The sequence below is a fragment of the Pseudomonas sp. 1 genome (assembly GCF_056626735.1).
This window is the reverse complement of record NZ_JBWXMQ010000007.1, coordinates 265,910-290,895: the sequence shown is the minus strand read 5'-3', so window position 1 is coordinate 290,895 and position 24,986 is coordinate 265,910. Positions and strand designations below refer to the sequence as shown.

At 60.8% G+C, this 24,986-nt stretch carries 20 protein-coding genes; 18 read left to right on the top strand and 2 right to left on the bottom strand.

Translation table 11 applies throughout. The annotated features are described in order from the left end of the window. Positions 1-28: 28 nt before the first annotated feature. The 13 genes from gluQRS (at position 29) to AC1MDC_RS13340 (ending at position 18,902) form a co-directional block, all read left to right on the top strand. The gene (gene gluQRS / locus AC1MDC_RS13400) at positions 29-925 is read left to right on the top strand and encodes a tRNA glutamyl-Q(34) synthetase GluQRS (RefSeq protein ID WP_480393122.1); all 897 of its coding nucleotides are present in this window, start codon (positions 29-31) and stop codon (positions 923-925) included. A gap of 77 nt (positions 926-1,002) precedes the next feature. After that, on the top strand, positions 1,003-1,179 hold the full coding sequence (locus tag AC1MDC_RS13395) for a hypothetical protein (RefSeq protein ID WP_003176118.1): 177 nt from the start codon (positions 1,003-1,005) through the stop codon (positions 1,177-1,179). Continuing rightward, positions 1,163-4,117, top strand: a complete 2,955-nt coding sequence (locus AC1MDC_RS13390) for a sensor histidine kinase (protein WP_480393121.1) — start codon at positions 1,163-1,165, stop codon at positions 4,115-4,117. Before AC1MDC_RS13395 ends, AC1MDC_RS13390 begins: the two co-directional genes overlap by 17 nt. 22 nt (positions 4,118-4,139) lie before the next feature. Beyond that, positions 4,140-5,573 (top strand): sigma-54-dependent transcriptional regulator, encoded by a 1,434-nt coding sequence (locus tag AC1MDC_RS13385; protein ID WP_085697497.1) that lies wholly within the window; start codon positions 4,140-4,142, stop codon positions 5,571-5,573. Between the two features lie 733 nt (positions 5,574-6,306). Beyond that, positions 6,307-7,707 (top strand): polynucleotide adenylyltransferase PcnB, encoded by a 1,401-nt coding sequence (locus AC1MDC_RS13380; RefSeq protein WP_085697498.1) that lies wholly within the window; start codon positions 6,307-6,309, stop codon positions 7,705-7,707. 3 nt (positions 7,708-7,710) lie between these two features. After that, complete coding sequence (folK, locus tag AC1MDC_RS13375; protein ID WP_480393120.1) at positions 7,711-8,196, top strand: 2-amino-4-hydroxy-6-hydroxymethyldihydropteridine diphosphokinase; 486 nt, start codon at positions 7,711-7,713, stop codon at positions 8,194-8,196. A 378-nt stretch (positions 8,197-8,574) separates the two neighbouring features. Next, positions 8,575-9,375, top strand: coding sequence for a 3-methyl-2-oxobutanoate hydroxymethyltransferase (panB, locus tag AC1MDC_RS13370; protein WP_085697500.1), 801 nt, complete (start codon positions 8,575-8,577; stop codon positions 9,373-9,375). Next, positions 9,372-10,232, top strand: coding sequence for a pantoate--beta-alanine ligase (gene panC, locus AC1MDC_RS13365; RefSeq protein ID WP_480393119.1), 861 nt, complete (start codon positions 9,372-9,374; stop codon positions 10,230-10,232). The genes panB and panC overlap by 4 nt, the downstream gene beginning before the upstream one ends. A gap of 358 nt (positions 10,233-10,590) precedes the next feature. Then, positions 10,591-12,255 (top strand): glucose-6-phosphate isomerase, encoded by a 1,665-nt coding sequence (gene pgi / locus AC1MDC_RS13360; RefSeq protein ID WP_085612637.1) that lies wholly within the window; start codon positions 10,591-10,593, stop codon positions 12,253-12,255. Positions 12,256-12,446: 191 nt separating this feature from the next. Continuing rightward, the gene (acs, locus tag AC1MDC_RS13355; protein ID WP_085697501.1) at positions 12,447-14,384 is read left to right on the top strand and encodes an acetate--CoA ligase; all 1,938 of its coding nucleotides are present in this window, start codon (positions 12,447-12,449) and stop codon (positions 14,382-14,384) included. Between the two features lie 144 nt (positions 14,385-14,528). After that, positions 14,529-15,545 carry a class I SAM-dependent rRNA methyltransferase gene (locus tag AC1MDC_RS13350; RefSeq protein ID WP_480393118.1) on the top strand — a complete coding sequence of 339 codons (1,017 nt, stop codon included), beginning with the start codon at positions 14,529-14,531 and terminating at the stop codon, positions 15,543-15,545. Between the two features lie 109 nt (positions 15,546-15,654). Continuing rightward, positions 15,655-18,606: a DUF748 domain-containing protein gene (locus tag AC1MDC_RS13345; RefSeq protein ID WP_480393117.1), complete on the top strand. Its 2,952-nt coding sequence runs from the start codon at positions 15,655-15,657 to the stop codon at positions 18,604-18,606. Then, positions 18,606-18,902 carry a DUF2845 domain-containing protein gene (locus AC1MDC_RS13340; protein ID WP_085697504.1) on the top strand — a complete coding sequence of 99 codons (297 nt, stop codon included), beginning with the start codon at positions 18,606-18,608 and terminating at the stop codon, positions 18,900-18,902. The genes AC1MDC_RS13345 and AC1MDC_RS13340 overlap by 1 nt, the downstream gene beginning before the upstream one ends. A gap of 165 nt (positions 18,903-19,067) precedes the next feature. Here AC1MDC_RS13340 and AC1MDC_RS13335 read toward each other — a convergent pair whose 3' ends face one another. Both AC1MDC_RS13335 and AC1MDC_RS13330 read right to left on the bottom strand, forming a co-directional pair. Continuing rightward, a complete protein-coding gene (locus tag AC1MDC_RS13335; RefSeq protein ID WP_085697505.1) occupies positions 19,068-19,424 on the bottom strand; it encodes a BON domain-containing protein in 357 nt (118 codons plus the stop codon). 305 nt (positions 19,425-19,729) lie between these two features. Continuing rightward, positions 19,730-20,146, bottom strand: coding sequence for a pilin (locus AC1MDC_RS13330; RefSeq protein WP_011335978.1), 417 nt, complete (start codon positions 20,144-20,146; stop codon positions 19,730-19,732). 226 nt (positions 20,147-20,372) lie between these two features. Between AC1MDC_RS13330 and pilB the strand changes: the two genes are divergently transcribed. Genes pilB through yacG form a run of 5 tightly spaced genes read left to right on the top strand, consistent with a single transcriptional unit; the run spans position 20,373 to position 24,984 of the window. Further along, a complete protein-coding gene (gene pilB / locus AC1MDC_RS13325; RefSeq protein ID WP_480393116.1) occupies positions 20,373-22,073 on the top strand; it encodes a type IV-A pilus assembly ATPase PilB in 1,701 nt (566 codons plus the stop codon). Positions 22,074-22,075: 2 nt separating this feature from the next. After that, complete coding sequence (locus AC1MDC_RS13320) at positions 22,076-23,293, top strand: type II secretion system F family protein (RefSeq protein WP_480393115.1); 1,218 nt, start codon at positions 22,076-22,078, stop codon at positions 23,291-23,293. A gap of 1 nt (position 23,294) precedes the next feature. Next, a complete protein-coding gene (locus tag AC1MDC_RS13315; protein WP_480393114.1) occupies positions 23,295-24,167 on the top strand; it encodes a prepilin peptidase in 873 nt (290 codons plus the stop codon). Next, the gene (coaE, locus tag AC1MDC_RS13310; RefSeq protein WP_085697510.1) at positions 24,164-24,787 is read left to right on the top strand and encodes a dephospho-CoA kinase; all 624 of its coding nucleotides are present in this window, start codon (positions 24,164-24,166) and stop codon (positions 24,785-24,787) included. Before AC1MDC_RS13315 ends, coaE begins: the two co-directional genes overlap by 4 nt. Beyond that, a complete protein-coding gene (gene yacG, locus AC1MDC_RS13305) occupies positions 24,784-24,984 on the top strand; it encodes a DNA gyrase inhibitor YacG (RefSeq protein WP_085703175.1) in 201 nt (66 codons plus the stop codon). Before coaE ends, yacG begins: the two co-directional genes overlap by 4 nt. Positions 24,985-24,986: the final 2 nt, after the last annotated feature.

The following is a 24,986-nucleotide window of genomic DNA, read 5'->3' as shown; positions in this document are numbered from 1 at the left end:
TTTTGGACTCTCAAGTAACATCGCCCTCATGACTGCCAACACCTCCCCCGCCTACATTGGCCGCTTCGCCCCGACCCCCAGCGGGCACCTGCACTTCGGTTCGCTGGTTGCCGCCCTGGCCTCTTATCTGGACGCACGCTCGGTGGGCGGCCGCTGGCTGGTGCGCATGGAAGACCTCGATCCGCCCCGCGAAGAGCCGGGCGCGCAAGCGGCGATTCTCAAGGCACTGGAAAGCTATGGCTTCGAATGGGACGGCGAAATGGTCCGCCAGAGCGATCGGCACGAGGCCTACGCTCAAGTGCTCGACAGCCTGTTCAATCACGGCCTGGCCTACGCCTGCACCTGTTCGCGCAAGCAACTGGAGCCGTACCACGGCATTTATCCGGGACTGTGCCGCAACGCCGGCCATGGTCAGGAAGACGCGGCGATTCGCCTGCGCGTGCCGGAGCTGGAATATCACTTCATCGACCGGGTGCAGGGCGAATACCGTCAGCACTTGGGCCGCGACGTGGGGGATTTCGTGATCCGCCGCCGCGACGGTCTTTACGCCTATCAACTGGCGGTGGTACTGGACGACGCCTGGCAGGGCATCACCGACATCGTGCGCGGTGCCGATCTGCTCGACTCCACACCGCGCCAGCTCTATCTGCAGGAATTGCTGGGCCTGCGCCAACCGCGCTATCTGCATCTGCCACTGATTACCCAGCCGGACGGCCACAAGCTCGGCAAGTCCTATCGCTCGCCACCGCTGGTAGCCGATCAGGCCACACCGCTGTTGCTGCGGGCCCTGCGTGCACTGGGGCAAAACCCTGGGCCCGAACTGGCCCACGCCTCGCCGCAGGAACTGTTGAACTGGGGCAGCGCCCACTGGGATGCCTTGAAAATCCCGCGCACACTGACCCTGCCCGAAGCGCAACTGCTGTGACGACACTTGCAGTGGCGCGCCCATCCGTTACCATCGCCGCACGTTTTCGGGCACGCGCATAAAAAAGAGAGGCCGGGATGTACATCTATCGCTTGGTCCTGCTTCTGGTCGTGGGGATCTACCTGTTTTCTCCCGCCATCATGGACTGGTGGATCGACGCTACGGGCGCCTGGTATCGCCCTTATCTGCTCTGGCTGATCCTGATTGTCGTGACCTTCATCCTGCAGAGCCAAAAAGATGCCGATGAGCTTTAGCCTGACCCAGATGCTGCTGATCAGCGCCGCCTACCTGGCCGCGCTGTTCGGCGTGGCGTGGATCAGTGAACGAGGCATGATCCCGCGGGCGATCATTCGCCATCCGTTGACCTACACCCTGTCGCTGGGGGTCTACGCCAGTGCGTGGGCGTTCTATGGCACGGTGGGGCTGGCCTATCAGTACGGCTACGGCTTCCTGTCCAGTTATCTCGGGGTATCCGGCGCGTTTTTGCTGGCGCCGGTGCTGCTGTATCCGATCCTCAAGATCACCCGCACTTATCAACTGTCGTCGCTGGCGGACCTGTTCGCCTTCCGCTTCCGCAGCACCTGGGCCGGTGCGCTGACCACGATTTTCATGCTGATCGGTGTTTTGCCGTTGCTGGCGTTGCAGATCCAGGCCGTGGCCGACTCGATCGGCATCCTCACCGGCGAGCCGGTGCAGAATCGCGTGGCCCTGGCGTTTTGTGCGCTGATCATTCTGTTCACGATTTTCTTCGGCTCCCGGCACATCGCCACCCGTGAAAAGCACGAAGGACTCGTGTTCGCGATTGCTTTCGAATCGGTGATCAAACTGGTGGCCCTTGGCGGCGTCGGCCTCTACGCGCTGTACGGCGTATTCAACGGCCCGCAACAGCTTGAACTGTGGCTGTTGCAGAACCAGACCGCACTCGCCGCCCTGCACACGCCATTGCAGGAAGGCCCGTGGCGCACGTTGCTGTTGGTGTTTTTCGCCTCGGCGATCGTGATGCCGCACATGTATCACATGACCTTCACCGAAAACCTCAACCCGCGCTCGCTGGTCAGCGCGAGCTGGGGCCTGCCGCTGTTCCTGCTGTTGATGAGCCTGGCGGTGCCGCTGATTCTCTGGGCCGGCCTGAAACTCGGCGCCACCACCAATCCGGAATACTTCACCCTCGGCATCGGCATCGCCGCCAACAGCAAATCGCTGGCATTGCTGGCGTATGTCGGCGGTCTGTCGGCGGCCAGCGGCCTGATCATCGTCACCACGCTGGCCCTGTCGGGCATGGCCCTGAACCATCTGGTGCTGCCGCTCTATCAGCCGCCGGCCGAAGGCAATATCTATCGCTGGCTGAAATGGACCCGCCGGGCGCTGATCGTCGCGATCATCATGGCCGGCTTCTGCTTCTACCTGATGCTCGGCGCCGAGCAGGACCTGGCCAACCTCGGCATCGTCGCCTTCGTAGCGACCCTGCAATTCCTGCCGGGTGTACTGTCGGTGCTGTACTGGCCGACCGCCAATCGCCGCGGCTTTATCGCCGGTCTCCTGGCGGGAATTGTGGTGTGGGTCGTGACCATGCTGTTGCCGCTGGTCGGTAATCTGCAGGGTTTCTATATTCCGCTGCTGAACATGATCTACGTGCTGGACGATACGAGCTGGCACATGGCGGCCATCGCCTCGCTGGCGGCCAACGTCCTGATGTTCACGCTGATTTCGCTGTTCACCAATGCCAGCCCGGAAGAGGCCAGCGCTGCCGAAGCCTGTGCTGTGGATAACGTGCGCCGTCCGCAGCGCCGCGAATTGCACGCCGCCTCTCCGCAGGAATTCGCCACGCAACTGGCCAAGCCGCTGGGCGCCAAGGCTGCGCAGAAAGAAGTCGAACAGGCCCTGCGCGACCTTTATCTGCCGTTCGACGAGCGCCGCCCTTACGCCCTGCGCCGCCTGCGCGACCGGATCGAAGCCAACCTCTCCGGCCTGATGGGACCAAGCGTCGCCCAGGACATGGTGGAAACCTTCCTGCCGTACAAGGCCGGCGGAGAAAACTACGTCACCGAAGACATCCACTTCATTGAAAGCCGCCTGGAGGACTACCACTCGCGCCTGACCGGTCTGGCCGCCGAACTCGATGCACTGCGCCGCTACCACCGCCAGACCCTGCAGGAATTGCCAATGGGCGTCTGCTCGCTGGCCAAGGATCAGGAGATCCTGATGTGGAACAAGGCCATGGAAGAATTGACCGGGATTGCCGCGCAACGGGTGGTCGGCTCGCGCCTGAGCACCATCGCCAATCCGTGGAAAGATCTGCTGCAAGGCTTCATTCACCTGCCCGACGAGCACTTGCACAAACAGCATCTGGCCCTCGACGGCCAGACCCGTTGGCTGAACCTGCACAAAGCCGCGATCGACGAACCGCTGGCACCGGGCAACAGCGGCCTGGTACTGCTGGTGGAAGACCTGACCGAAACCCAGATGCTCGAAGACAAGCTGGTGCACTCCGAGCGTCTGGCCAGCATTGGCCGGCTCGCGGCCGGTGTGGCCCACGAAATCGGCAACCCGATCACCGGCATCGCCTGCCTCGCACAAAACCTGCGGGAAGAGCGCGAAGAAGATGGTGAGCTGACGGAAATCAGCGGTCAGATCCTCGAACAGACCAAACGCGTGTCACGCATCGTCCAGTCGCTGATGAGTTTTGCCCATGCCGGCAGTCATCAGCACAGTGACGAGCCCGTCTGTCTGGCGGAAGTGGCTCAGGACGCCATCGGCCTGCTGGCCCTGAACCGGCGCAATTTCGAAGTCCAGTTCTACAACCTGTGCGATCCCGATCACTGGGTCGAAGGCGACCCGCAGCGGCTCGCCCAGGTGCTGATCAATCTGCTCTCCAACGCCCGTGACGCCTCGCCTGCCGGCAGTGCAGTGCGGGTCAAGAGCGAAGCCGGCGAACACACGGTCGATCTGATCGTCGAAGACGAAGGCAGCGGTATTCCGTCGAGCATCATGGACCGATTGTTCGAACCCTTCTTCACCACCAAGGATCCTGGCGAAGGCACCGGTCTGGGCCTTGCACTGGTCTATTCCATCGTTGAAGAGCATTATGGACAAATCACCATCGACAGCCCGGCTGATGTTCAGAGCCAGCGCGGCACCCGTATCCGGGTGACATTGCCGCGCCATGTCGAAGCGACGTCCGCTGTGAACTGAGACCGTCGAGAGTATCGAATCAATGCCGCACATTTTGATCGTCGAAGACGAAACCATTATCCGCTCCGCCTTGCGCCGCCTGCTGGAACGTAACCAGTACCAGGTCAGCGAAGCCGGTTCAGTGCAGGAAGCACAAGAACGCTTCAGTATTCCCACGTTCGATCTGATCGTCAGCGACCTGCGACTGCCGGGCGCTCCGGGCACCGAGCTGATCAAGCTCGGCGAGGGCACGCCGGTTTTGATCATGACCAGCTACGCCAGTCTGCGCTCGGCGGTCGACTCGATGAAGATGGGCGCGGTGGATTACATCGCCAAGCCTTTCGACCACGACGAAATGCTTCAGGCTGTCGCGCGGATCCTGCGTGATCGCCAGTCGGCGCCTGCCGCCGGCGAAGCAGCTCCCGCCAAATCGGCCAATGGCAGCGGTAAATCCGCCATCGACAACAGCAACGGCGAAATCGGCATCATCGGCTCATGTCCGCCGATGCAGGACCTTTACGGCAAGATCCGTAAAGTCGCGCCAACCGATTCCAACGTGCTGATCCAGGGCGAGTCCGGTACCGGTAAAGAACTGGTGGCCCGCGCTCTGCACAACCTGTCGAAACGCGCCAAAGCACCGATGATCTCGGTGAACTGCGCAGCCATTCCGGAAAGCCTGATCGAGTCCGAACTGTTCGGTCACGAAAAAGGCGCGTTCACCGGCGCCAGCGCGGGTCGCGCCGGTCTGGTGGAAGCGGCGGACGGCGGCACGCTGTTCCTCGACGAGATCGGCGAATTGCCACTGGAAGCCCAGGCCCGGTTGCTGCGCGTACTGCAGGAAGGCGAGATTCGCCGGGTGGGCTCGGTTCAGTCGCAGAAAGTCGATGTCCGGTTGATCGCCGCGACCCACCGGGATCTCAAGAGTCTGGCGAAAATCGGCCAGTTCCGCGAAGACTTGTACTACCGCCTCCACGTGATCGCGCTGAAACTGCCCGCCCTGCGCGAGCGCGGCGCCGACGTCAACGAAATCGCCAATGCGTTCCTCGCTCGTCAAAGCGCCCGCATCAACCGCACCGACCTGAAATTTGCCGCCGATGCCGAACAGGCAATCCGGCACTATTCCTGGCCGGGTAACGTGCGGGAGCTGGAAAACGCCGTTGAGCGCGCGGTGATTCTGAGCGAAAGCCCGGAAATCTCTGCCGACCTGCTGGGCATCGACATTGAACTGGGCGATCTGGAGGACGACGAATTCATCGGCCTGCCGGCGCAAACGCCCGGTAACGCCAGCAGCAGCCACGAGCCGACCGAAGACCTGTCGCTGGAAGACTACTTCCAGCACTTCGTGCTCGAACATCAGGACCACATGACCGAGACCGAACTGGCGCGCAAACTGGGCGTCAGCCGCAAATGCCTGTGGGAACGCCGTCAGCGTCTGGGCATTCCACGGCGCAAGACCGGGGTCGCCAGCGAGAGCTGAACGTGACCTGTCGAGTGTGCGGGTTACCGTTGAAGATGTGAAAAAACTGTTACCTCAGTCTTTTCACGTAACAGAAGCCGGGGTTATCGGTAACGAAACCCCGGCTTTTTTTCGCCCTGCGAAAACGGTTATATCGACCTAACCCCTTGTTTTATTGGGGTTCACAAAAGTTGGCACGGCACCTGCTATATGTTTGGTACAAGAACAATAACAAGCAATGCACAAGACAATAAAAATAAGACGAATCGACTCACGCACAATAAAAACAAGACGGCGAGAGGCGCAGCTAACTGATTCTTTTGGAGAGGCGTTGTATTTGGGGCCAGCCCCACGACCAGGCCGAGAACAACAAAAACTGTCTTAAGACAGAGCCTGTACTGGTTGGATCGCAAGATCACTGCAACACAGCGACCAAAGCAATCCGTTTGCTCTTGGCTCCCGATTGGGAGGGTCATGAAGAAAAAGCTTCATGGCGAGGGCACTCAACAAAAACAAAAAGCCCGAATCAATAATAAAAAGAGCACGCAACTACTTCTTGGGGAGCTTCGGCTCCCCTTGTAGTTTCTCTTTCACGGCAAATCCTCCTTCCGATACATCTCCCCCCCCTCTAGCCTGCGGCTTGCAGCGCAAATCGGCAGCGTCCTACACCATCCCTCGACTAAATGCTAGAATCCCGGCCCATCATGCGGTCATTCTCTGGTATGGCCGAACATTCCTTCAAACAGTGCATCCCATGCTGAAGAAGCTGTTCCAGTCATTCCGAACTCCCCTGCGTCGTACGCAACACATCCGTAGCACGCCTGAAGTCCTCAACAGCGGCCAACATTCGCTGCAGAAGGCGCAATTCAGCCGTTATGCGGTCAACATCGTCGAACGTCTGCAGGGCGCCGGCTACCAGGCCTACCTGGTTGGCGGTTGCGTGCGAGACATGCTGCTGGGCATCACGCCCAAAGACTTCGACGTCGCCACCAGCGCCACCCCCGAGCAGGTGCGTGCCGAATTCCGCAATGCGCGAATCATCGGTCGCCGGTTCAAGCTGGTACACATCCATTTCGGTCGCGAAATCATTGAAGTCGCGACCTTCCGCGCCAATCACCCGCAAAACGAAGACGACGAAGACAGCAACCAGTCTTCGCGCAACGAGAGCGGGCGCATTCTGCGTGACAACGTTTACGGCACCCTGGAAGAGGACGCGCAACGCCGCGACTTCACCATCAATGCTCTGTATTACGATCCGGTCAGCGAGCGCATCCTCGACTACGCCAATGGCGTGCACGACATCCGTAACCAGTTGATCCGTCTGATCGGCGATCCGACGCAGCGTTATCAGGAAGACCCGGTGCGGATGCTGCGGGCCGTGCGTTTCGCCGCCAAGCTCAATTTCGGCATCGAGAAGCACACCGTCCAGCCGATCCGCGAACTGGCGCCGATGCTGCGCGAGATCCCGTCGGCCCGCCTGTTCGAGGAAGTACTCAAGCTGTTCCTCTCCGGTCATGGCGCCATCACCTTCGAGATGCTGGTCGACCTGCAACTGTTCGCGCCGTTGTTCCCGGCCAGTGCCGATGCGCTGGAACACAACCCGGAATACACCCACACGCTGATCAGCGAAGCCCTGACCAACACCGACCTGCGGATCAAGCAGAACAAACCGGTGACCCCGGCGTTCCTGTTCGCCGCCCTGTTGTGGCCAGCCCTTCCCGCTCGCGTGTTGCGTCTGCAGGAACGTGGCATGCCACCGATTCCGGCCATGCAGGAAGCCGCTCACGAACTGATCGCCGAACAGTGCCAGCGCATCGCGATCCCAAAACGCTTCACCATGCCGATCCGCGAGATCTGGGACATGCAGGAACGCCTGCCACGCCGCAGCGGCAAACGCGCCGACCTGCTGCTGGACAATCCGCGCTTTCGCGCCGGCTACGATTTCCTGCTGCTGCGTGAGAGCGCCGGTGAGCAGACTGATGGTCTGGGCGACTGGTGGACCGATTATCAGGACGCCAACGACAGCGAACGCCGCGACATGATCCGTGACCTCAGCGGTAAGGGTGATGACGCCAGTGGTGCACCGCGCAAGCGTCGCCGCAGCAGCGGTTCCAAGCGCAAACGCGCCGGCGCACCGAGTGCTACGGGCGAATAAGCGATGGAACGCATCTACATCGGCATGGGCAGCAACCTGGCTGACCCGGCCGAACAACTGCGCAACGCGGTCGACGCGCTGGGGCAATTGCCCGACACCAAACTGGTCGGCGTGTCTGCCTTCTACCAAAGCGACTCGTTGCTGCCGGGCCAACCGCGTTACACCAACGCGGTCGCCGCACTCGACAGCGCGCTCGCCCCGCTGGATCTGCTCGATGCCTTGCAGGCGATCGAAAACGATCAAGGCCGTGAACGCCTGGAACGCTGGGGCCCGCGCACACTGGATCTGGACATTCTGCTGTTCGGTGATCGACTGATCGACGAGCCGCGCCTGAAAGTCCCGCATTACCACATGCAGGCGCGCGCGTTCGTTCTCTATCCCTTGGCCGAACTGGCTGCCGAAGATCTGCGCCTGGCCGATGGCCGCACCCTTGCCGATCTTCTCGCATCATGCCCGTTCGTCGGCCTGGAACGCATTACCTCAAACTGATACCACACCCTGTGGAGCGAGCTTGCTCGCGAAGGCAATCTAACCGTCAATATCTGCATTGGCTGACTGACCGCTTTCGCGAGCAAGCTCGCTCCCACAAGTGTTTTTGTAGGACAAAAAAGCGCGAATCTCCCGGCCCGGCCCGCTGAATCGCATCAGTAACGCAGGTAACACTCCCCTCGTAACAATGCGGTAACACACGCAATTGACTTCCTGAGGCCTCATCACGACTATAGGCGTCCCGCTGCCGCCAACCCGGCATACAAGGGCGCAATCCAGGCCTTATAAGCACGACAAAAGAGCGTGCGCCTGAATAGATGACGAATCACGCGCGTTACTCGCAGTAGTTTCCAGAGCGCCTGAACGAGGATTTCTTACATGCCAGCCATCACCCTGACCACGCTCCAGAGCCTCAAGCAGAAAGGTGAAAAGATCACCATGCTGACCTGCTATGACGCGACCTTCGCCCACGCCTGCAACGAGGCCGGTGTCGAAGTGCTGCTGGTGGGCGACTCCCTCGGCATGGTTCTGCAGGGTCATGACAGCACCCTGCCGGTGACCACCGCAGAAATGGCCTACCACGTTGCCAGCGTCAAACGCGGCAACTCTGATGCACTGATCCTGGCGGACCTGCCGTTCATGGCCAACGCCACCCTCGAGCAAACCATGGCCAACAGCGCTCTGCTGATGCAGGCCGGCGCGCACATGGTCAAGGTCGAAGGCGCCTTGTGGCTGGCGGATTCGATCCGCCTGCTGGCCGAGCGCGGTGTGCCGGTCTGCGCCCACATGGGCCTGACCCCGCAAGCCGTGAACATTCTTGGTGGCTATAAAGTGCAAGGTCGCAACGAGAACCAGGCACGCCAGATGCGCGCCGACGCGATCTCCCTGGAGCAGGCCGGTGCAGCCATGCTGTTGCTCGAATGCGTGCCGAGCGAACTGGCGGCTGAAATCAGCCAGGCGGTGAAGATTCCGGTGATCGGCATTGGTGCCGGCAACGCCACCGACGGTCAGGTGCTGGTACTGCACGACATGCTCGGCCTGTCGATCAGCGGCCGTGTGCCGAAGTTCGTGAAGAACTTCATGCAGGGTCAGGACAGCATCCAGTCCGCGCTGAAGGCTTACGTCAGTGAAGTCAAAGCCACCACTTTCCCCGGAATCGAACACGGATTCTCTGCATGAACACCGTCAAAACCGTACGTGAACTGCGCGCCGCCGTGGCGCGCGCCCGCAGCGAAGGCAAACGCATCGGCTTCGTGCCGACCATGGGCAACCTGCACAGCGGCCATATTGCCCTGATCACCAAGGCCACCCAGCGCGTGGACTTCGTGGTCGCAAGCATTTTCGTCAACCCGCTGCAGTTCGGTGCCGGCGAAGACCTCGACAAGTACCCACGCACCCTGGCGGCGGATCAGGAAAAACTGCTGGAAGCCGGATGCGATCTGCTGTTCGCCCCGACCGTCGAAGAGATGTACCCCGACGGCATGGCCGGTCAGACCCGGGTCAGCGTGCCGCAACTTTCCGAAGGCCTTTGCGGCGCCAGCCGTCCGGGGCACTTCGAAGGCGTGGCGACGGTGGTCAGCAAGCTGTTCAACATGGTCCAGCCGGACCTGGCGATCTTCGGCCAGAAAGACTTCCAGCAACTGGCGGTGATCCGCGCACTCGTGCATGACCTGAACATGCCGATCCAGATCATCGGCGAGCCGACCGTACGCGCCGCCGACGGCCTGGCGCTGTCCTCGCGCAACGGCTTCCTCAGTGAAGAGCAACGCTCCGTGGCGCCGGTGGTCTATCGCACCCTGAGCAGCATTGCCGAGTCGATCAAGCAGGGTGAACGCGACTTCCCTGCCCTGATTCAGGCGCAACGCCAGCAACTGGAAGCCGCCGGCCTGCGTCCGGATTACCTGGAAATCCGCCACGCCCTGACCCTGCGTCCGGCCACGGCGGAAGATCGTGATCTGGTGATTCTGGTTGCAGCATTCCTCGGCACCACCCGGTTGATCGACAACCTGCACCTGAACCTCGATACCCCCGCCTGAATACTGCAACAGCAGCATGTGGGAGCGCGCCTGTTCGCTCCCACATTCGTGCCAACTCCCCTTCCTGATCGCATTGCTGAGCACCTGACCATCGGGCAAACTGCCCGCCGGTCCACTGCGCGCGAACGCAGGAACTTGCTCGCATGACTTGCCGTCCGTCGGCCCCCGTCTGTTATCAATGTTAAAAAAGTACCGAAAACAGGTCAGACAAAGCCAAGACAGATCGCGGCGCTGGGTTTACTGTATTCGCCCTGCGCCAAAGTAATCGTGTCGACGCAGTTGCCCCCTCGCCCAAACCTGGCGGGGAGGTCTTTTCAGTGTTCAAAAGGCCGTTCAAGTAAAAAGGAAAACCGCAGCGATGGCGTACTACCGCACTCCTCATGACGTTACCGCTCTGCCTGCCTGGCAAGCGTTGAAAGATCACCGCCAAGCCATGCAGGATTTCAGCATGCGCGAAGCCTTCAACGCCGATCCGCAGCGCTTCAATCAGTTCACTCTCAGCAGCTGCGGACTGTTTCTCGACTATTCGAAGAATCTGATCAACGCCGAGACCCGTAACCTGCTGGTGGGTCTGGCCAATGAAGTCGATCTCAAGGGCGCGATCAAGGCGCTGTTCGACGGCGAAATCGTCAATTCCTCCGAAGGCCGCCCGGCGCTGCACACCGCCCTGCGTCGCCCGGTCGGCGACAAGCTGTCGGTCAACGGCGTCAACGTGATGCCTGAAGTACACAAGGTGCTGAACCAGATCACCGATCTGGTGGGCCGCATCCACGACGGTCTGTGGCGTGGTTACACCGAGAAGCCGATCACTGACGTTGTGAATATCGGCATCGGTGGCTCGTTCCTCGGCCCCGAGCTGGTCTCCGAAGCCCTGCTGTCCTACGCCCAGAAAGGCGTGCGTTGCCACTATCTGGCGAACATCGACGGCAGCGAGTTCCACGAGCTGACGCAAAAACTGCGCGCCGAGACCACGCTGTTCATCGTGTCGTCGAAGTCGTTCAACACCCTCGAAACCCTGAAAAACGCCCAGGCCGCCCGTGCCTGGTACCTGGCCCAGGGTGGTTCGGAAGCCGAGCTGTATCGCCACTTCATCGCCGTATCGAGCAACAACGCGGCAGCCGTGGCCTTCGGTATCCGCGAAGAAAACATCTTCCCGATGTGGGACTGGGTCGGCGGTCGTTACTCGCTGTGGTCGGCCATCGGCCTGCCAATTGCGCTGGCCATCGGCATGTCCAACTTCAAGGAACTGCTGTCCGGTGCGTACACCATGGACCAGCATTTCCAGAGCGCGCCGTTCGAACAGAACATGCCGGTGCTGCTGGCCCTGCTCGGCGTGTGGTACGGCAACTTCTGGGGCGCGCAAAGCCACGCGATCCTGCCGTACGACCACTACCTGCGTAACATCACCAAGCACTTGCAACAGCTGGACATGGAATCCAACGGCAAGAGCGTGCGTCAGGACGGCACCGCCGTGTCGACCGACACTGGCCCGGTGATCTGGGGTGGCGTCGGCTGCAACGGTCAGCACGCTTACCACCAGTTGCTGCATCAGGGCACCCAACTGATTCCGGCCGACTTCATCGTGCCGATCGTCAGCTTCAACCCGGTCTCCGACCACCATCAGTGGCTGTACGCCAACTGCCTGTCGCAGAGCCAGGCACTGATGCTCGGCAAGACCCTGCCGGAAGCCGAAGCGGAACTGCGCGACAAGGGCATGAGCGAAGACCAGGTGCAGAAACTCGCGCCGCACAAGGTGATCCCGGGCAACCGTCCGAGCAACACCCTGGTGGTCGAGCGCATCAGCCCGCGTCGTCTCGGCGCACTGGTGGCGATGTACGAACACAAAGTCTTCGTGCAAAGCGTGGTCTGGGGCATCAACGCCTTCGACCAGTGGGGCGTGGAGCTGGGCAAGGAACTGGGCAAAGGCGTCTACAACCGCCTGGTCGGCAGCGAGGAAACCGCCGCCGAAGATGCATCCACCCAAGGCCTGATCAACTACTTCCGCGGCCGTCACCGCGGCTGATTTGATCGCTCTGCAGTCACCCTGTGGGAGCGAGCTTGCTCGCGATTGCGGTTATTCACTCAACATCCACGTTGACTGACATTCCGCCTTCGCGAGCAAGCTCGTTCCCACAGTCGTTTGTGGATGACTTGAACCTGTTGGACTCTCGGCGCATCTTTATCCTTGTCGCACAACAAGAATAAGGAACCGTCATGTTCGATATCAGCACGTTCCCCAAAGCCGATGCCGTCCGCCGGGCTGCACAGTTGAGTCAGGACGACTACCAGCGCCTGTACCGCGAATCCATTGAACACCCCGGCACCTTCTGGGCCGAACAGGCCACCCGCTTCCTCGACTGGAGCACACCGTGGCAGACCGTCCAGCGCTATGACCTGAAGACCGGTGAAGCCGCCTGGTTTGCCGGCGGCAAGCTGAACGTCAGCTACAACTGCATCGACCGCCATCTGGAAACGCGCGGCGATCAGACCGCCATCCTCTGGGAAGGCGACGACCCTGCCGAATCGACGCAAATCACCTACAGCAAACTCCATCACCACGTCTGCCGCCTGGCCAACGTGCTGAAAAGCCGTGGCGTGAAGAAAGGCGACCGAGTGTGCATCTACATGCCGATGATCCCCGAAGCGGCCTACGCCATGCTCGCCTGCGCGCGGATCGGCGCGATTCATTCGGTGGTGTTTGGTGGTTTCTCCCCGGACTCCCTGCGCGACCGCATTCTCGATGCCGACTGCCGCACCGTGATCACCGCCGACGAAGGCGTGCGCGGTGGCAAGTTCGTGCCGCTGAAACAGAACGTCGACAAGGCCCTGCAGAGCTGCCCGAATGTCAGCACCGTCGTGGTGGTCGAGCGCACTCAGAACAAAGTTGACTGGGTCGAAGGCCGCGACCTCTGGTATCACCAGGCCGTGCGTGATGTCAGCGACGATTGCCCGCCGGAACCGATGGACGCCGAAGACCCGCTGTTCATCCTCTACACCTCCGGCAGCACCGGCAAACCCAAGGGCGTGCTCCACACCACCGGCGGTTACCTGTTGCAAGCGGCGATGACCTTCAAGTACGTGCTCGACTACCGCGACGGCGAAGTGTTCTGGTGCACCGCCGACGTCGGCTGGGTCACCGGCCACAGTTACATCGTCTACGGCCCGCTGGCCAACGGCGCAACCACGCTGATCTTCGAAGGCGTACCGAGTTACCCGAGCACTTCGCGATTCTGGCAGGTGATCGACAAACACAAGGTCAACATCTTCTACACCGCGCCGACAGCATTGAGGGCGTTGATGCGTGAAGGCGCCGGCCCCTTGCAGGAAACGTCACGCGAAAGCCTCAGATTGCTCGGCAGCGTCGGTGAGCCGATCAACCCGGAAGCGTGGGAATGGTATTTCAACGTGGTCGGCGAACAGCGCTGCCCGATCGTCGATACGTGGTGGCAGACCGAAACCGGCGGCATCATGCTCAGCCCGCTGGTCAGCGCCCAGCGAATCAAACCGGGCTGCGCCACCCAACCGATGTTCGGCGTGCAACCGGTGCTGCTCGATGAACACGGCAAGGAAATCAAGGGCGCCGGCAGCGGCGTATTGGCGATCAAGTCGAGCTGGCCGGCGCAGATCCGCAGCGTCTACGGCGATCCGCAGCGCATGGTCGACACCTACTTCAAGCCCTACCCCGGTTACTACTTCACCGGCGACGGCGCCCGCCGCGACGAGGATGGCGATTACTGGATCACCGGGCGCATCGATGACGTAATCAACGTTTCCGGCCATCGCATCGGCACCGCCGAGGTGGAAAGTGCGCTGGTGCTGCACGACAGCATCGCCGAGGCCGCCGTGGTCGGTTATCCCCACGACGTCAAAGGCCAGGGGATCTACGCGTTCGTTACACCGATGAACGGCACCGAGCCCACCGATGAACTGAAGAAAGAACTGCTGGCCCACGTCAGCAAGGAAATCGGCAGCTTCGCCAAACCGGACCTGATCCAGTGGGCCCCGGCCCTGCCGAAGACCCGCTCGGGCAAGATCATGCGGCGGATCCTGCGCAAGATCGCCTGCAACGAACTCGACAGCCTCGGCGACACCTCGACGCTGGCGGATCCGAGCGTGGTGCAGGGCTTGATCGATAAACGCTTGAACCGGTAAGGGCGCAAAAGCATCGCGAGCAAGCTTGCTCCCACCAGGACTTTTGATCGTCTGCGGGAGCGAGTCTGCTCGCGATGGCTACCCTCGACTGCCTGCCAAACTGCTAAACTCCCGCGCCCCGATTCCCTCCAGCAAGGCGCCCGCATGTCTTCCTTGAACCTGGCGCTGCGCGCCGCACTCGATCAACGCCAGGATCTGCTCGCCGAGCTGCACCGCCAGGGCACCGACTGCTATCGGCTGTTCCACGGCAGCCAGGAAGGCGCCGGCGGCCTGACCATCGATCGCTACGGCCCGCAACTGATGGTGCAAAGTTTCCACCAGACGCTGGCGCGCGAAGACCTGCTGCAACTGCACGCCATGGTCAACCAGACCCTGGGACTGGAAACGCTGCTGGTCTACAACGACCGCTCCCGTGGCAACTCGCGGATCGACCGTGAAGACAGCGTCTACCGCGCCGAAGACGCGGCGCTGGTCGATCTGGTCGGCCACGAATGGGGCCTGAACTATCGTGTACGCGGACGCCATGCCGGGCAGGATCCGCTGCTGTTCCTCGACCTGCGCAACACCCGCGGCTGGGTCAAGGATCACGCCAAGGGCAAAAGCGTGCTCAACCTGTTCGCCTACACCTGCGGCGTCGGTCTCAGCGCTGCGGCCGGCGGCGCGCGCGAGGTGTGCAACCTGGATTTCGCCGAGGGCAATCTGGCGGTCGGCCGCGAGAACGGTCAGCTCAACCCGCACCTGCCGACCATGGAATTCATCCAGTCCGACTACTTCCCGGCGATCCGCCAACTGGCCGGCCTGCCGATCAGCCAGCGTCGCGGGCAGAAACTGCCGAGCTATCAACGCCTGGAACAGCGCCAGTACGATCTGGTGCTCCTCGACCCGCCCGCGTGGGCCAAGAGTGCGTTCGGCACCGTCGACCTGCTGCGTGATTATCAAAGCCTGCTCAAGCCCGCCCTGCTGACCACCGCCGAGAATGGCGTGCTGATCTGCTGCAACAATCTGGCGAAAGTCAGCATGGACGACTGGCGCGAACAAGTGCTGCGCTGCGCTGAAAAAACCGGGCGGCCGGTGCGTGAATGGAGCGTGATGACCCCGGGCCGGGACTTCCCGTCGATGGATCAGCAGCCACCGCTGAAGACCCTGATTCTTCAGCTCTGATTGCTGCGAAGGAAATTTCCCACGGAAAAATCTGAACAATCCTGAGCATGGGCATTTGCTTCGGAACCGGAATCGCGTGCCATACTCCAAGGCACTCCGATTCAGACAGATGAAGCCGCACATGCCCAAAGGATTGATTCGCGCGATTGGCGCCCTGTTGACTGCTCTGGCCCTCTACAGCCTGCTGGGATTCCTGATTTTGCCGGGCATTGCGCTCAGGGTGGTGAATCAGCAACTGGCCAACTACGCCACGGTGCCCGCGCATCTGCAGCGCATCGAACTCAACCCGTTCAGTCTTGAGCTCACGCTATGGGGCCTGGTGATCGGCGAGCCGGGCAAGGAACAGGTCGGATTCGAACGTCTGTACGCCAACCTGCAACTCGACAGCCTGTGGACCAAAGCCCTGCATCTGTCGGACATCGAACTGGAAAAATCCAAGACCGAGATCCTGTTCGCCAAGGACGGCCAGCTCAATCTGCTGGGCCTGTTCAAGCTCCCGGCCAGCGAACCCACCCCGGCCGATCCGGACGCCAAACCATTTCCGCTGCGCATCGACCGGATCCAGTTGGCCGGTGGCAACCTGCATTTCGTGGATGCACGCCCCAGCGAGCCGATCGAATTTCTATACGACAAACTCGATTTCGAACTGAAAAACCTCAGCACCCTGCCCGAAGACAACGCCGACATGACCCTCGTCGCGATCGGCCCGGCCGGTGGGCAGATCGACTGGAAAGGCAACTTCAGCCTGGTTCCGATCGCCTCTGAAGGCACTCTCAAGATCACCGACGGCCAGATGAAAGCGTTCTGGCCTTACGTGCGCGACGCCGTGCCACTGGTGCTGGAAAACGGAGTGGTCAGCCTGAGCACCGATTACAAGCTCAACCTGTCCAAGGAAACCGAACTGCTGCTGAGCAACGTGGCGGTCAACATCGCGCCGTTCGCCATCAAGGCGCCGGACGGGCGTCAACTGGCGAAACTCGAGCGCCTCGACGTCAGCGACACCACCGTGGATCTGGCCAAACAGCAAGTGGTGGTCGGCAAGATCCGCAGTCAGAAACTGGAGACCTGGGCAGCGCTGGAAGCGGACGGACAGCTGGACTGGCAAAAACTGTTCGCCAGCCAGCCATCGAAACCCGCCGCCAAAGCTGCGGCGGAACCGAAAAGCGCTCCAGCGGCCGCCGACTCGCCGAAACCCGAGCCGACCGCGCCGAGCAAACCGTGGCAAGTGCTGCTCAAGGACGTGCAACTGCGTGACTATAAAGTACATCTGGCCGATCGCTCGGCGAAGCCGGAAGTGACTCTGGATGTCACCCCGCTGAACGTCGATCTGCAGAATTTCGACAGCCTCAACGGCTCGCCCTTCAACCTCAGGCTCGACACCGGGCTGGGCAAGCAAGGCAAGATCAGCGCCGACGGCGTGGTCAATCTGGCCCCGGTCACCGCGCAGCTCAACGTGAAAACCCAGGACATCGACTTGCGGGTCGCGCAGTCCTACATCAACCCGTTCATTCGCCTCGAACTGCGCAGCGGCATGCTCGGCAGCGACCTGAAAGTGAACCTGAAAAGCACCGCCCCCCTGGCCCTCAGCGTCACCGGTCGCGCTCAGGTCGATCAGTTGCACACCCTCGACACCCTGAAAACCCGCGACTTCCTCAAGTGGCAGCAAGTAGTGGTCGAAGGTCTCAACTATCAGCACGGCGACAGCCTGTCGATCGACAGGATCAACCTGTTCCAGCCGTATGCACGGTTCATGATCAACGATGACCGCACCACCAACATCGACGACCTGCTGATCCCGCAGCCAGCCGATTCCGGGGCGAAGACCGCTGCGGCGAAACCGGCGAGCAATGACAAACCTCTGGGCATTCACATTGGTGGCATCGCGATCAATGACGGCTCGGCCAACTTCGCCGACTTCAGCCTGACCCCGAACTTTGCCACCGCAATCCAGCAGCTCAACGGCCAGATCGGCACCATCGACAGCCGTCAGGCGAAACCGGCCAGCGTCGACGTCAAGGGCAAGGTCGACCGCTATGCGCCGGTAACCATCAAGGGCGCGGTCAATCCGTTCGACCCGATGGCCAGCCTCGACATCGCCACCAGTTTCAAACGCGTCGAACTGACCACCCTGACCCCCTACTCCGGCAAGTTCGCCGGCTACCGGATCCGCAAGGGCCGGCTCAACCTCGACCTGCATTACCTGATCACCAAAGGCCAGCTCAAGGCCGAGAACAAAGTGGTGGTCGAGCAACTGCAACTGGGTGAGAAGGTCGACAGCCCGGATGCCGTGAGCCTGCCGCTGAAACTGGCGATCGCGCTGCTCAAGGATGTCGACGGCAAGATTTCCATCGAGCTGCCGGTGACCGGCGACCTGAACAATCCGCAATTCAGCGTGATGCCGATTGTCTGGCAGACACTGCGCAACCTGATCGTCAAAGCCGCCGCCGCACCGTTCAAGCTGATTGGCGGTCTGGTCAGCGGTGGTGGTTCCGAAGACCTCGGCACCGTGTCCTTCGCACCGGGTTCCAGCGACCTGAGCAAAGACGCCGAAGCGGCGCTGGTGAAGCTGTCGCAAGCGCTGAAGGAACGTCCGGCCCTGCGTCTGGAAATCGAAGGCACTGCTGCGAAAAGCAGTGACGGCCCGTTACTTGCCGAACAGCGTCTGGAACGTGAATACCAGTACAACTACTACAAGATGCTCCAGCGCAGGGGCGACAAGGTGCCGGCTCAGGCTTCGCTGATCCAGGTACCGGAGAACGAAAAAGGCCCGCTGCTCGAGGGCATCTACCGTACCCGTCTGAAAACCCAGCCACCGGCCGAATGGAAGGATCTTGGCAAGGAAGAACGCACGGCGAAAATGCGCGCCGACGTGATCAAGTTCTGGAGTTCCAGCGACGTGCTGTTGCGCCAGCTCGGTCAGGACCGGGCCAGCAGCATCAAGGATTACCTGGTGGACAAGGGCCAACTGGCCGACGACCGCGTGTACTTCATCGACGCCAATCTCGGCGAAGCGGAGAGCGACGGCCGCGTGGTGACACAAATGCATCTGGATGCCGAGTGATGAACGGCAAATGGTTGACGGCACTGGGGCTGGCGTTGATCGCCAGCCAGGCTGCGGCGTCCGATACCTTGCGCTGCGGCAGCCAGCTGGTAAGCCTCGGCGACCGCGCCAGCGAGGTGCTGCAAAAATGTGGAGAGCCGGTCAGTCGCGATCTGCTCGGCTACAAGCGCAGCGCCAACCGCCGGGAAGAGTTTCAGGTCGAGGAATGGACCTATGGCCCGAGCAACGGCATGTATCAGTACCTGCGCTTTGAAGGCAATCGCCTGAAACAGATCAACAGCAAACGCGGCAACTGACCTTCCACTTTTTCTGCCCCTGAAATAGAACAGGCCCCGACATGAATGCCGGGGCCTGTAATGGCCACAATCCGTGTGGCCGTTCGCATGAACTCTAAAGTGCGGCAGACGTATTGCTCGGCCCGCCTGTCGCGTCTTCTCCCGGTCCAGGCGAGAAGTCTTGCCTTACTCGGCTTTCAGGCCGTCAGCGGAGACCGCTTTAACGCCTTTGATTTTCTTGGCGATGGCAACGGCCATTTCTTTTTGCGAGTCGGTCACGGCAACCGTGGAGGACAGCGACACGACGCCTTTGTTGGTTTCAACTTTGATATCAGTGCCTGGAATACCTTTTTCGGTGACCAGATCCGCTTTTACTTTGGTCGTGATCCAGGTATCGGAAGTAGCTTCTTTCGCTTTGGTGACTTCACCGGCAGCCAGGGTCATCGGCGCCTGAGTGGTTTGAGTCGATTGAGCAAATGCACCGGAAGCCATGGTCAGGGTCAGCGCGGTAGCAGCAGCGGCAGTGATAGCGAACTTCTTCATACGAGTAACTCCTGTTTTTTCTGGAAAGTCTGCTGGTTGTCTTGTCAGCAGGGTTACTGGAGATATTGCGAACGCTGTGCCAACTTTTAAAAAATCAATAAATCTTTATAAATCAATATGTTATGAACAATGAAAATTTCCGGAATCATGCAATTTGCATGACCTAATGCAAAAAGACATGCAAGTTGCGGCTTTTCTGAAAGTTCCTAACTCGCTGAAATTATTGAAGCTTTTATCAAACACAAAGCCATAAAAAATGCCCCGCGGTGCGGGGCATTCTGGCAGAGAGCCTGGGCTGAGTTGAATCAGACGCCTGGGCAACTGGTGGTCGAATAGTCTTTCGAACCCGAGAACTTGCACGACCAACCTGCTGCCGCCGTACGGGTCAGGGTGACGGTTTGCCCCAACACAGGCGCCGGAGCGTTGAGCAAGGTGCAGGTGATGGTCCCTGTGCCGTCGGCAACTTTACCGCTCGCCGCCAGCGTGCAATTTTGTGTCGCAGTCGTACCCGCATTGACGTTAGTAATGCTCGGATCAGTAGAGCCGGCATTGATGACATCTTCAAAGTTGACCTTCAGCGCCGACGCTTCGGCAATCCCCGCCGTGACCTTGGCCCGCGCCTGATATTTGGAGTACTGCGGCAAGGCAATCGTCGCCAGAATCCCGATGATCGCCACAACGATCAGCAGCTCGATCAGAGTGAAACCTTGTTGTTTCTTCATAGACACGCTCCATGCATGAGTCGGAATCTCATGATCTGAACAGGACTCAGCACAGCCCGTGCCAAGCGCTCGCAGCCCCCGCCCACGGGGCGCCATCCGGCTGACGTGCCGATTCCTACAACCCGAAACCGCACTATCTGACACTTTTTGTCACCTGCACCCCGCGTGTTTGGCGCTGTCACTTGACTAGGCTATAAGTCATGAACGGCAAGCACGTGGAAACCCCATGAATGACATCGCTCTGAGCGGTCTGGCCAAACAGCTGGTCAAGGCCGAATTGCTCACGGAAAAGAGTGCCCAGCAAGCCTGGCAACAGGCGCAGCGCAATCGGCTGTCGCTGGTCAGTTACCTGGTGCAGAACAAACTGGTGAAGAGCTGGCAGGTCGCCGAGATTGCCTCGGAGCATTTCGGCATGGCATTTCTCGACCTCAATTGCCTCGACAAGGAAACCCAGCCCAAGGGCCTGGTCAGTGAAAAACTGGTGCGCCAGCACCACGCCCTGCCCCTCTGGCGGCGCGGCAACAAACTGTTCGTGGGGATTTCCGACCCGAGCAATCATCAGGCGATCAATGACATTCAGTTCAGCACCGGGCTGAGCACCGAAGCCATTCTGGTCGAGGACGACAAGCTCACCGACGCTATCGAAAAGTTCTTCGACACCCACGCCACCGGCCTGGAGGAGATGGCCGATGTCGATCTCGACGGGCTGGACATCGAGTCGGTCGACGACAGCAAGCAGGACACGCTCGGCGGAATCGACGCGGACGATGCCCCGGTGGTGCGCTTCGTTCACAAGATGCTGCTCGATGCGATCAAGAGCGGCTCTTCCGACCTGCACTTCGAGCCTTACGAAAAGAACTACCGCGTGCGGGTGCGCACCGACGGCATTCTGCGGGAGGTGGCCAAGCCGCCGATTCAACTGGCCGGGCGCATTGCCGCACGCCTGAAAGTCATGGCCAGCCTGGACATTTCGGAACGGCGCAAACCTCAGGACGGGCGGATCAAGATGCGTCTGTCGAAGAGCAAATCGATCGATTTCCGGGTCAACACCCTGCCCACCCTCTGGGGCGAGAAAGTGGTGATGCGGATCCTCGACCCGTCCAGCGCCAAGATCGGCATCGATGCCCTCGGCTACGAGCCGGAGCAGAAAGACCTGTACATGGCCGCCCTCAAGCAGCCGCAAGGCATGATTCTGGTGACCGGCCCCACGGGTTCGGGCAAGACCGTTTCGCTGTACACCGGGCTGAATATCCTCAATACCGTCGACATCAACATCTCCACCGCTGAAGACCCGGTGGAGATCAACATGGAAGGCATCAACCAGGTCAACGTCAATCCACGTCAGGGGATGGACTTTGCCCAAGCCCTGCGCTCGTTCCTGCGCCAGGACCCGGACGTGATCATGGTCGGCGAGATCCGCGACCTCGAGACCGCCGAAATTGCGATCAAGGCTGCCCAGACCGGGCACCTCGTGTTGTCCACCCTGCACACCAACAGCGCGGCGGAAACGCTGACCCGCCTGCACAACATGGGCATTCCCGGCTTCAACATCGCAACGTCGGTGAGCCTGATCATTGCCCAGCGGCTGGCGCGAAAACTCTGCAGCCATTGCAAGAAACCCATCGAGATCCCCCGCGAGACACTGATCAAGGAAGGCTTCCCCGAGGAACGCGTCGGCCATTTCACGATCTATGAGCCCTCCGGTTGCGATCACTGCAACGGCGGGTACAAGGGTCGCGTGGGGATTTATGAAGTGGTGAAGAACACTCCCGAGCTGCAACGGCTGATCATGGCCGAAGGCAACTCACTGGAAATCGATACCCAGATGCGCCGGGACGGCTTCAACGACCTGCGCACCTCGGGCCTGATCAAGGCCATGCAAGGCATTACCAGCCTTGAAGAAATCAACCGGGTCACCAAGGACTGAACATGGCGGTCAAGGCAGCGAAAATCAGCGTCTACGCCTGGGAAGGCACGGACCGCAAAGGCAGCAAGGTGACCGGCGAGTTGAGCGGCCAGAACCCCGCACTGGTCAAGGCCCAATTGCGCAAGCAGGGCATCAACCCCGGCAAGGTGCGCAAGAAATCCGCCTCGCTGCTGAGCTTCGGCAAACGCATCAAGGCCCAGGACATTGCCCTGTTCACCCGGCAGATGGCGACCATGATGAAGGCCGGCGTACCACTGTTGCAGTCGTTCGACATCATTGGCGAAGGCTTCGAAAACCCGGCCATGCGCAAACTGGTGGACGAGGTGAAACAGGAGGTCGCCGCCGGTAACAGTTTTGCCGCCGCACTGCGCAGGAAGCCGCAACATTTCGACGAGTTGTACTGCAACCTGGTGGATGCCGGCGAGCAGTCCGGCGCCCTCGACACCCTGCTGGAACGGGTTGCGACCTACAAGGAAAAGAGCGAAAGCCTCAAGGCCAAGATCAAGAAGGCCATGACCTACCCCACGGCCGTAGTGCTGGTGGCGGCGGTGGTCACCGGGATTCTGCTGATCAAGGTGGTGCCTCAGTTTCAGTCGGTGTTCTCCGGCTTCGGTGCCGAACTGCCGGCGTTCACGCTGATGGTCATCAGCCTGTCCGAATTCATGCAGCAATGGTGGTGGGCGATTCTCGGTGCGCTGGTGGCCGCGTTTTTCGGCACCCGCCATGCCCTGAAAAAATCCCAGGCCTTGCGCGACCGGCGCGACGGCTGGTTTCTCAAGCTGCCGCTGGTGGGCACGCTGATGTACAAGTCCGCCGTGGCGCGGTTCGCCCGGACCCTGTCGACCACCTTCGCGGCCGGCGTGCCGTTGGTGGAGGCGCTGGATTCGGTGGCCGGGGCCACCGGCAACGTGGTGTTCAAGCGCGCCGTGCTGCGCATCCGCCAGGACGTTTCCACCGGCATGCAACTGAATTTCTCGATGCGCGCCACCGGCATCTTTCCGAACATGGCGGTGCAGATGACCGCCATCGGCGAGGAATCCGGCGCACTGGACGAGATGCTCGACAAGGTCGCGGGTTTCTATGAGGACGAAGTGGACAATATGGTCGACAACCTCACCAGCCTGATGGAGCCCTTCATCATGGTGGTGCTGGGGGTGATCGTCGGCGGTCTGGTGGTGGCAATGTACCTGCCGATCTTCCAACTCGGCTCAGCGATCTGACATGCCTATCGACGAACTCTTCAGTCTGTATCCGCTGGCCTTTGTTTTCACCGCCTTGCTGCTCGGGCTGGTGGTCGGCAGTTTTCTCAACGTGTTGGTCTGGCGCCTGCCAAAAATGCTCGAACGCGAATGGCGCCAGCAGGCTCACGATGTTCTGGGACTGCCCGGTGAAACGTCGTTGCCCACCTACAATCTGATGCTGCCGCACTCGCAATGCCCCCATTGCGGCCACCGGATCCGCGCATGGGAAAACATTCCTGTATTGAGTTACGTGTTCCTGCGCGGGCGCTGCTCGAGTTGCAGCACACCGATCAGCAAGCGTTACCCGCTGACCGAACTGGCCTGCGGCCTGCTCTCGGCATTTATCGCCTGGCACCTGGGTTTCGGCTGGCCGGCGTGCCTGCTGATCGTGCTGACCTGGGGCCTGTTGGCCATGAGCCTGATCGATATCGAGCACCAGTTGCTGCCTGACGTACTGGTGCTGCCGCTGCTGTGGCTGGGGCTGATCGTCAACAGCTTCGAGCTGTTCGTATCGCTGCACGACGCACTCTGGGGGGCGGTGCTGGGCTATATGGCGCTGTGGTCGGTGTTCTGGCTGTTCAAGCTGATTACCGGCAAGGACGGCATCGGCCACGGCGATTTCAAGTTGCTGGCACTGCTCGGAGCGTGGGGCGGCTGGCAGATTCTGCCGCTGACCATCCTCCTGTCCTCACTAGTGGGCGCCGTGCTCGGGGTGATTTTGCTCAAACTGCGCGACCAGAAAACCTCGACCCCGATCCCCTTCGGCCCGTATCTGGCAATTGCCGGCTGGATTGCCTTGCTCTGGGGTGGTCAAATAACCGGCTTCTATTGGCAGTTTGTCGGTTTGAAATGAATAGCCCTGTGGAAAAACCCTGGATTCTCGGCCTGACCGGTGGCATCGGCAGCGGCAAAAGCGCCGCCGCCCAGCACTTCATCGATCTTGGTGTTCACGTGGTGGACGCCGATCACGCGGCGCGCTGGGTGGTCGAACCGGGCCGCCCGGCGTTGGCGAAGATCGCCGAGCACTTCGGCCCGGAGGTGTTGCAGGCCGACGGCACGCTGGATCGTGCGGCCCTGCGCAAATTGATTTTTGAAGTGCCGGAGCAACGACGCTGGCTCGAAGCCCTGCTGCATCCGCTGATCGCCGAGGAAATCGCCCATCATCTGGCGCAGGCACAATCGCCTTACGCGATTCTGGTCTCGCCGCTGCTGATCGAATCCGGGCAATACGCGATGACCCAGCGAATCCTGGTCATCGACGCCCCGCAACAATTGCAGATCGAACGGACCTTGCAGCGTGACCAGACCAGCGAACAGCAGGTCCAGGCGATCCTCAAGGCCCAATTAAGCCGCGAAGACCGCGTCAGCCGTGCCGATGACGTGGTGGTCAACGACCGCGACCTCGCCTGGCTGCACAGCGAGGTCGAGCGCCTGCATCACTTTTACCTGACTTTATCCGGAGGCCAATCATGAGCCAGACCCCAACCGTCAACTGCCCGACTTGCGGCGCGCCCGTGGAATTCACCCCGCAAAACCAATACCGTCCGTTCTGCTCGGACCGCTGCAAGCTGATCGACCTCGGCGCCTGGGCGTCGGAAGAACACAAGATTCCGGTGGCCCCGGATGCCGAGGACGAACTGTTTTCCGGCGATTTCGACCCGCGTCACTGATC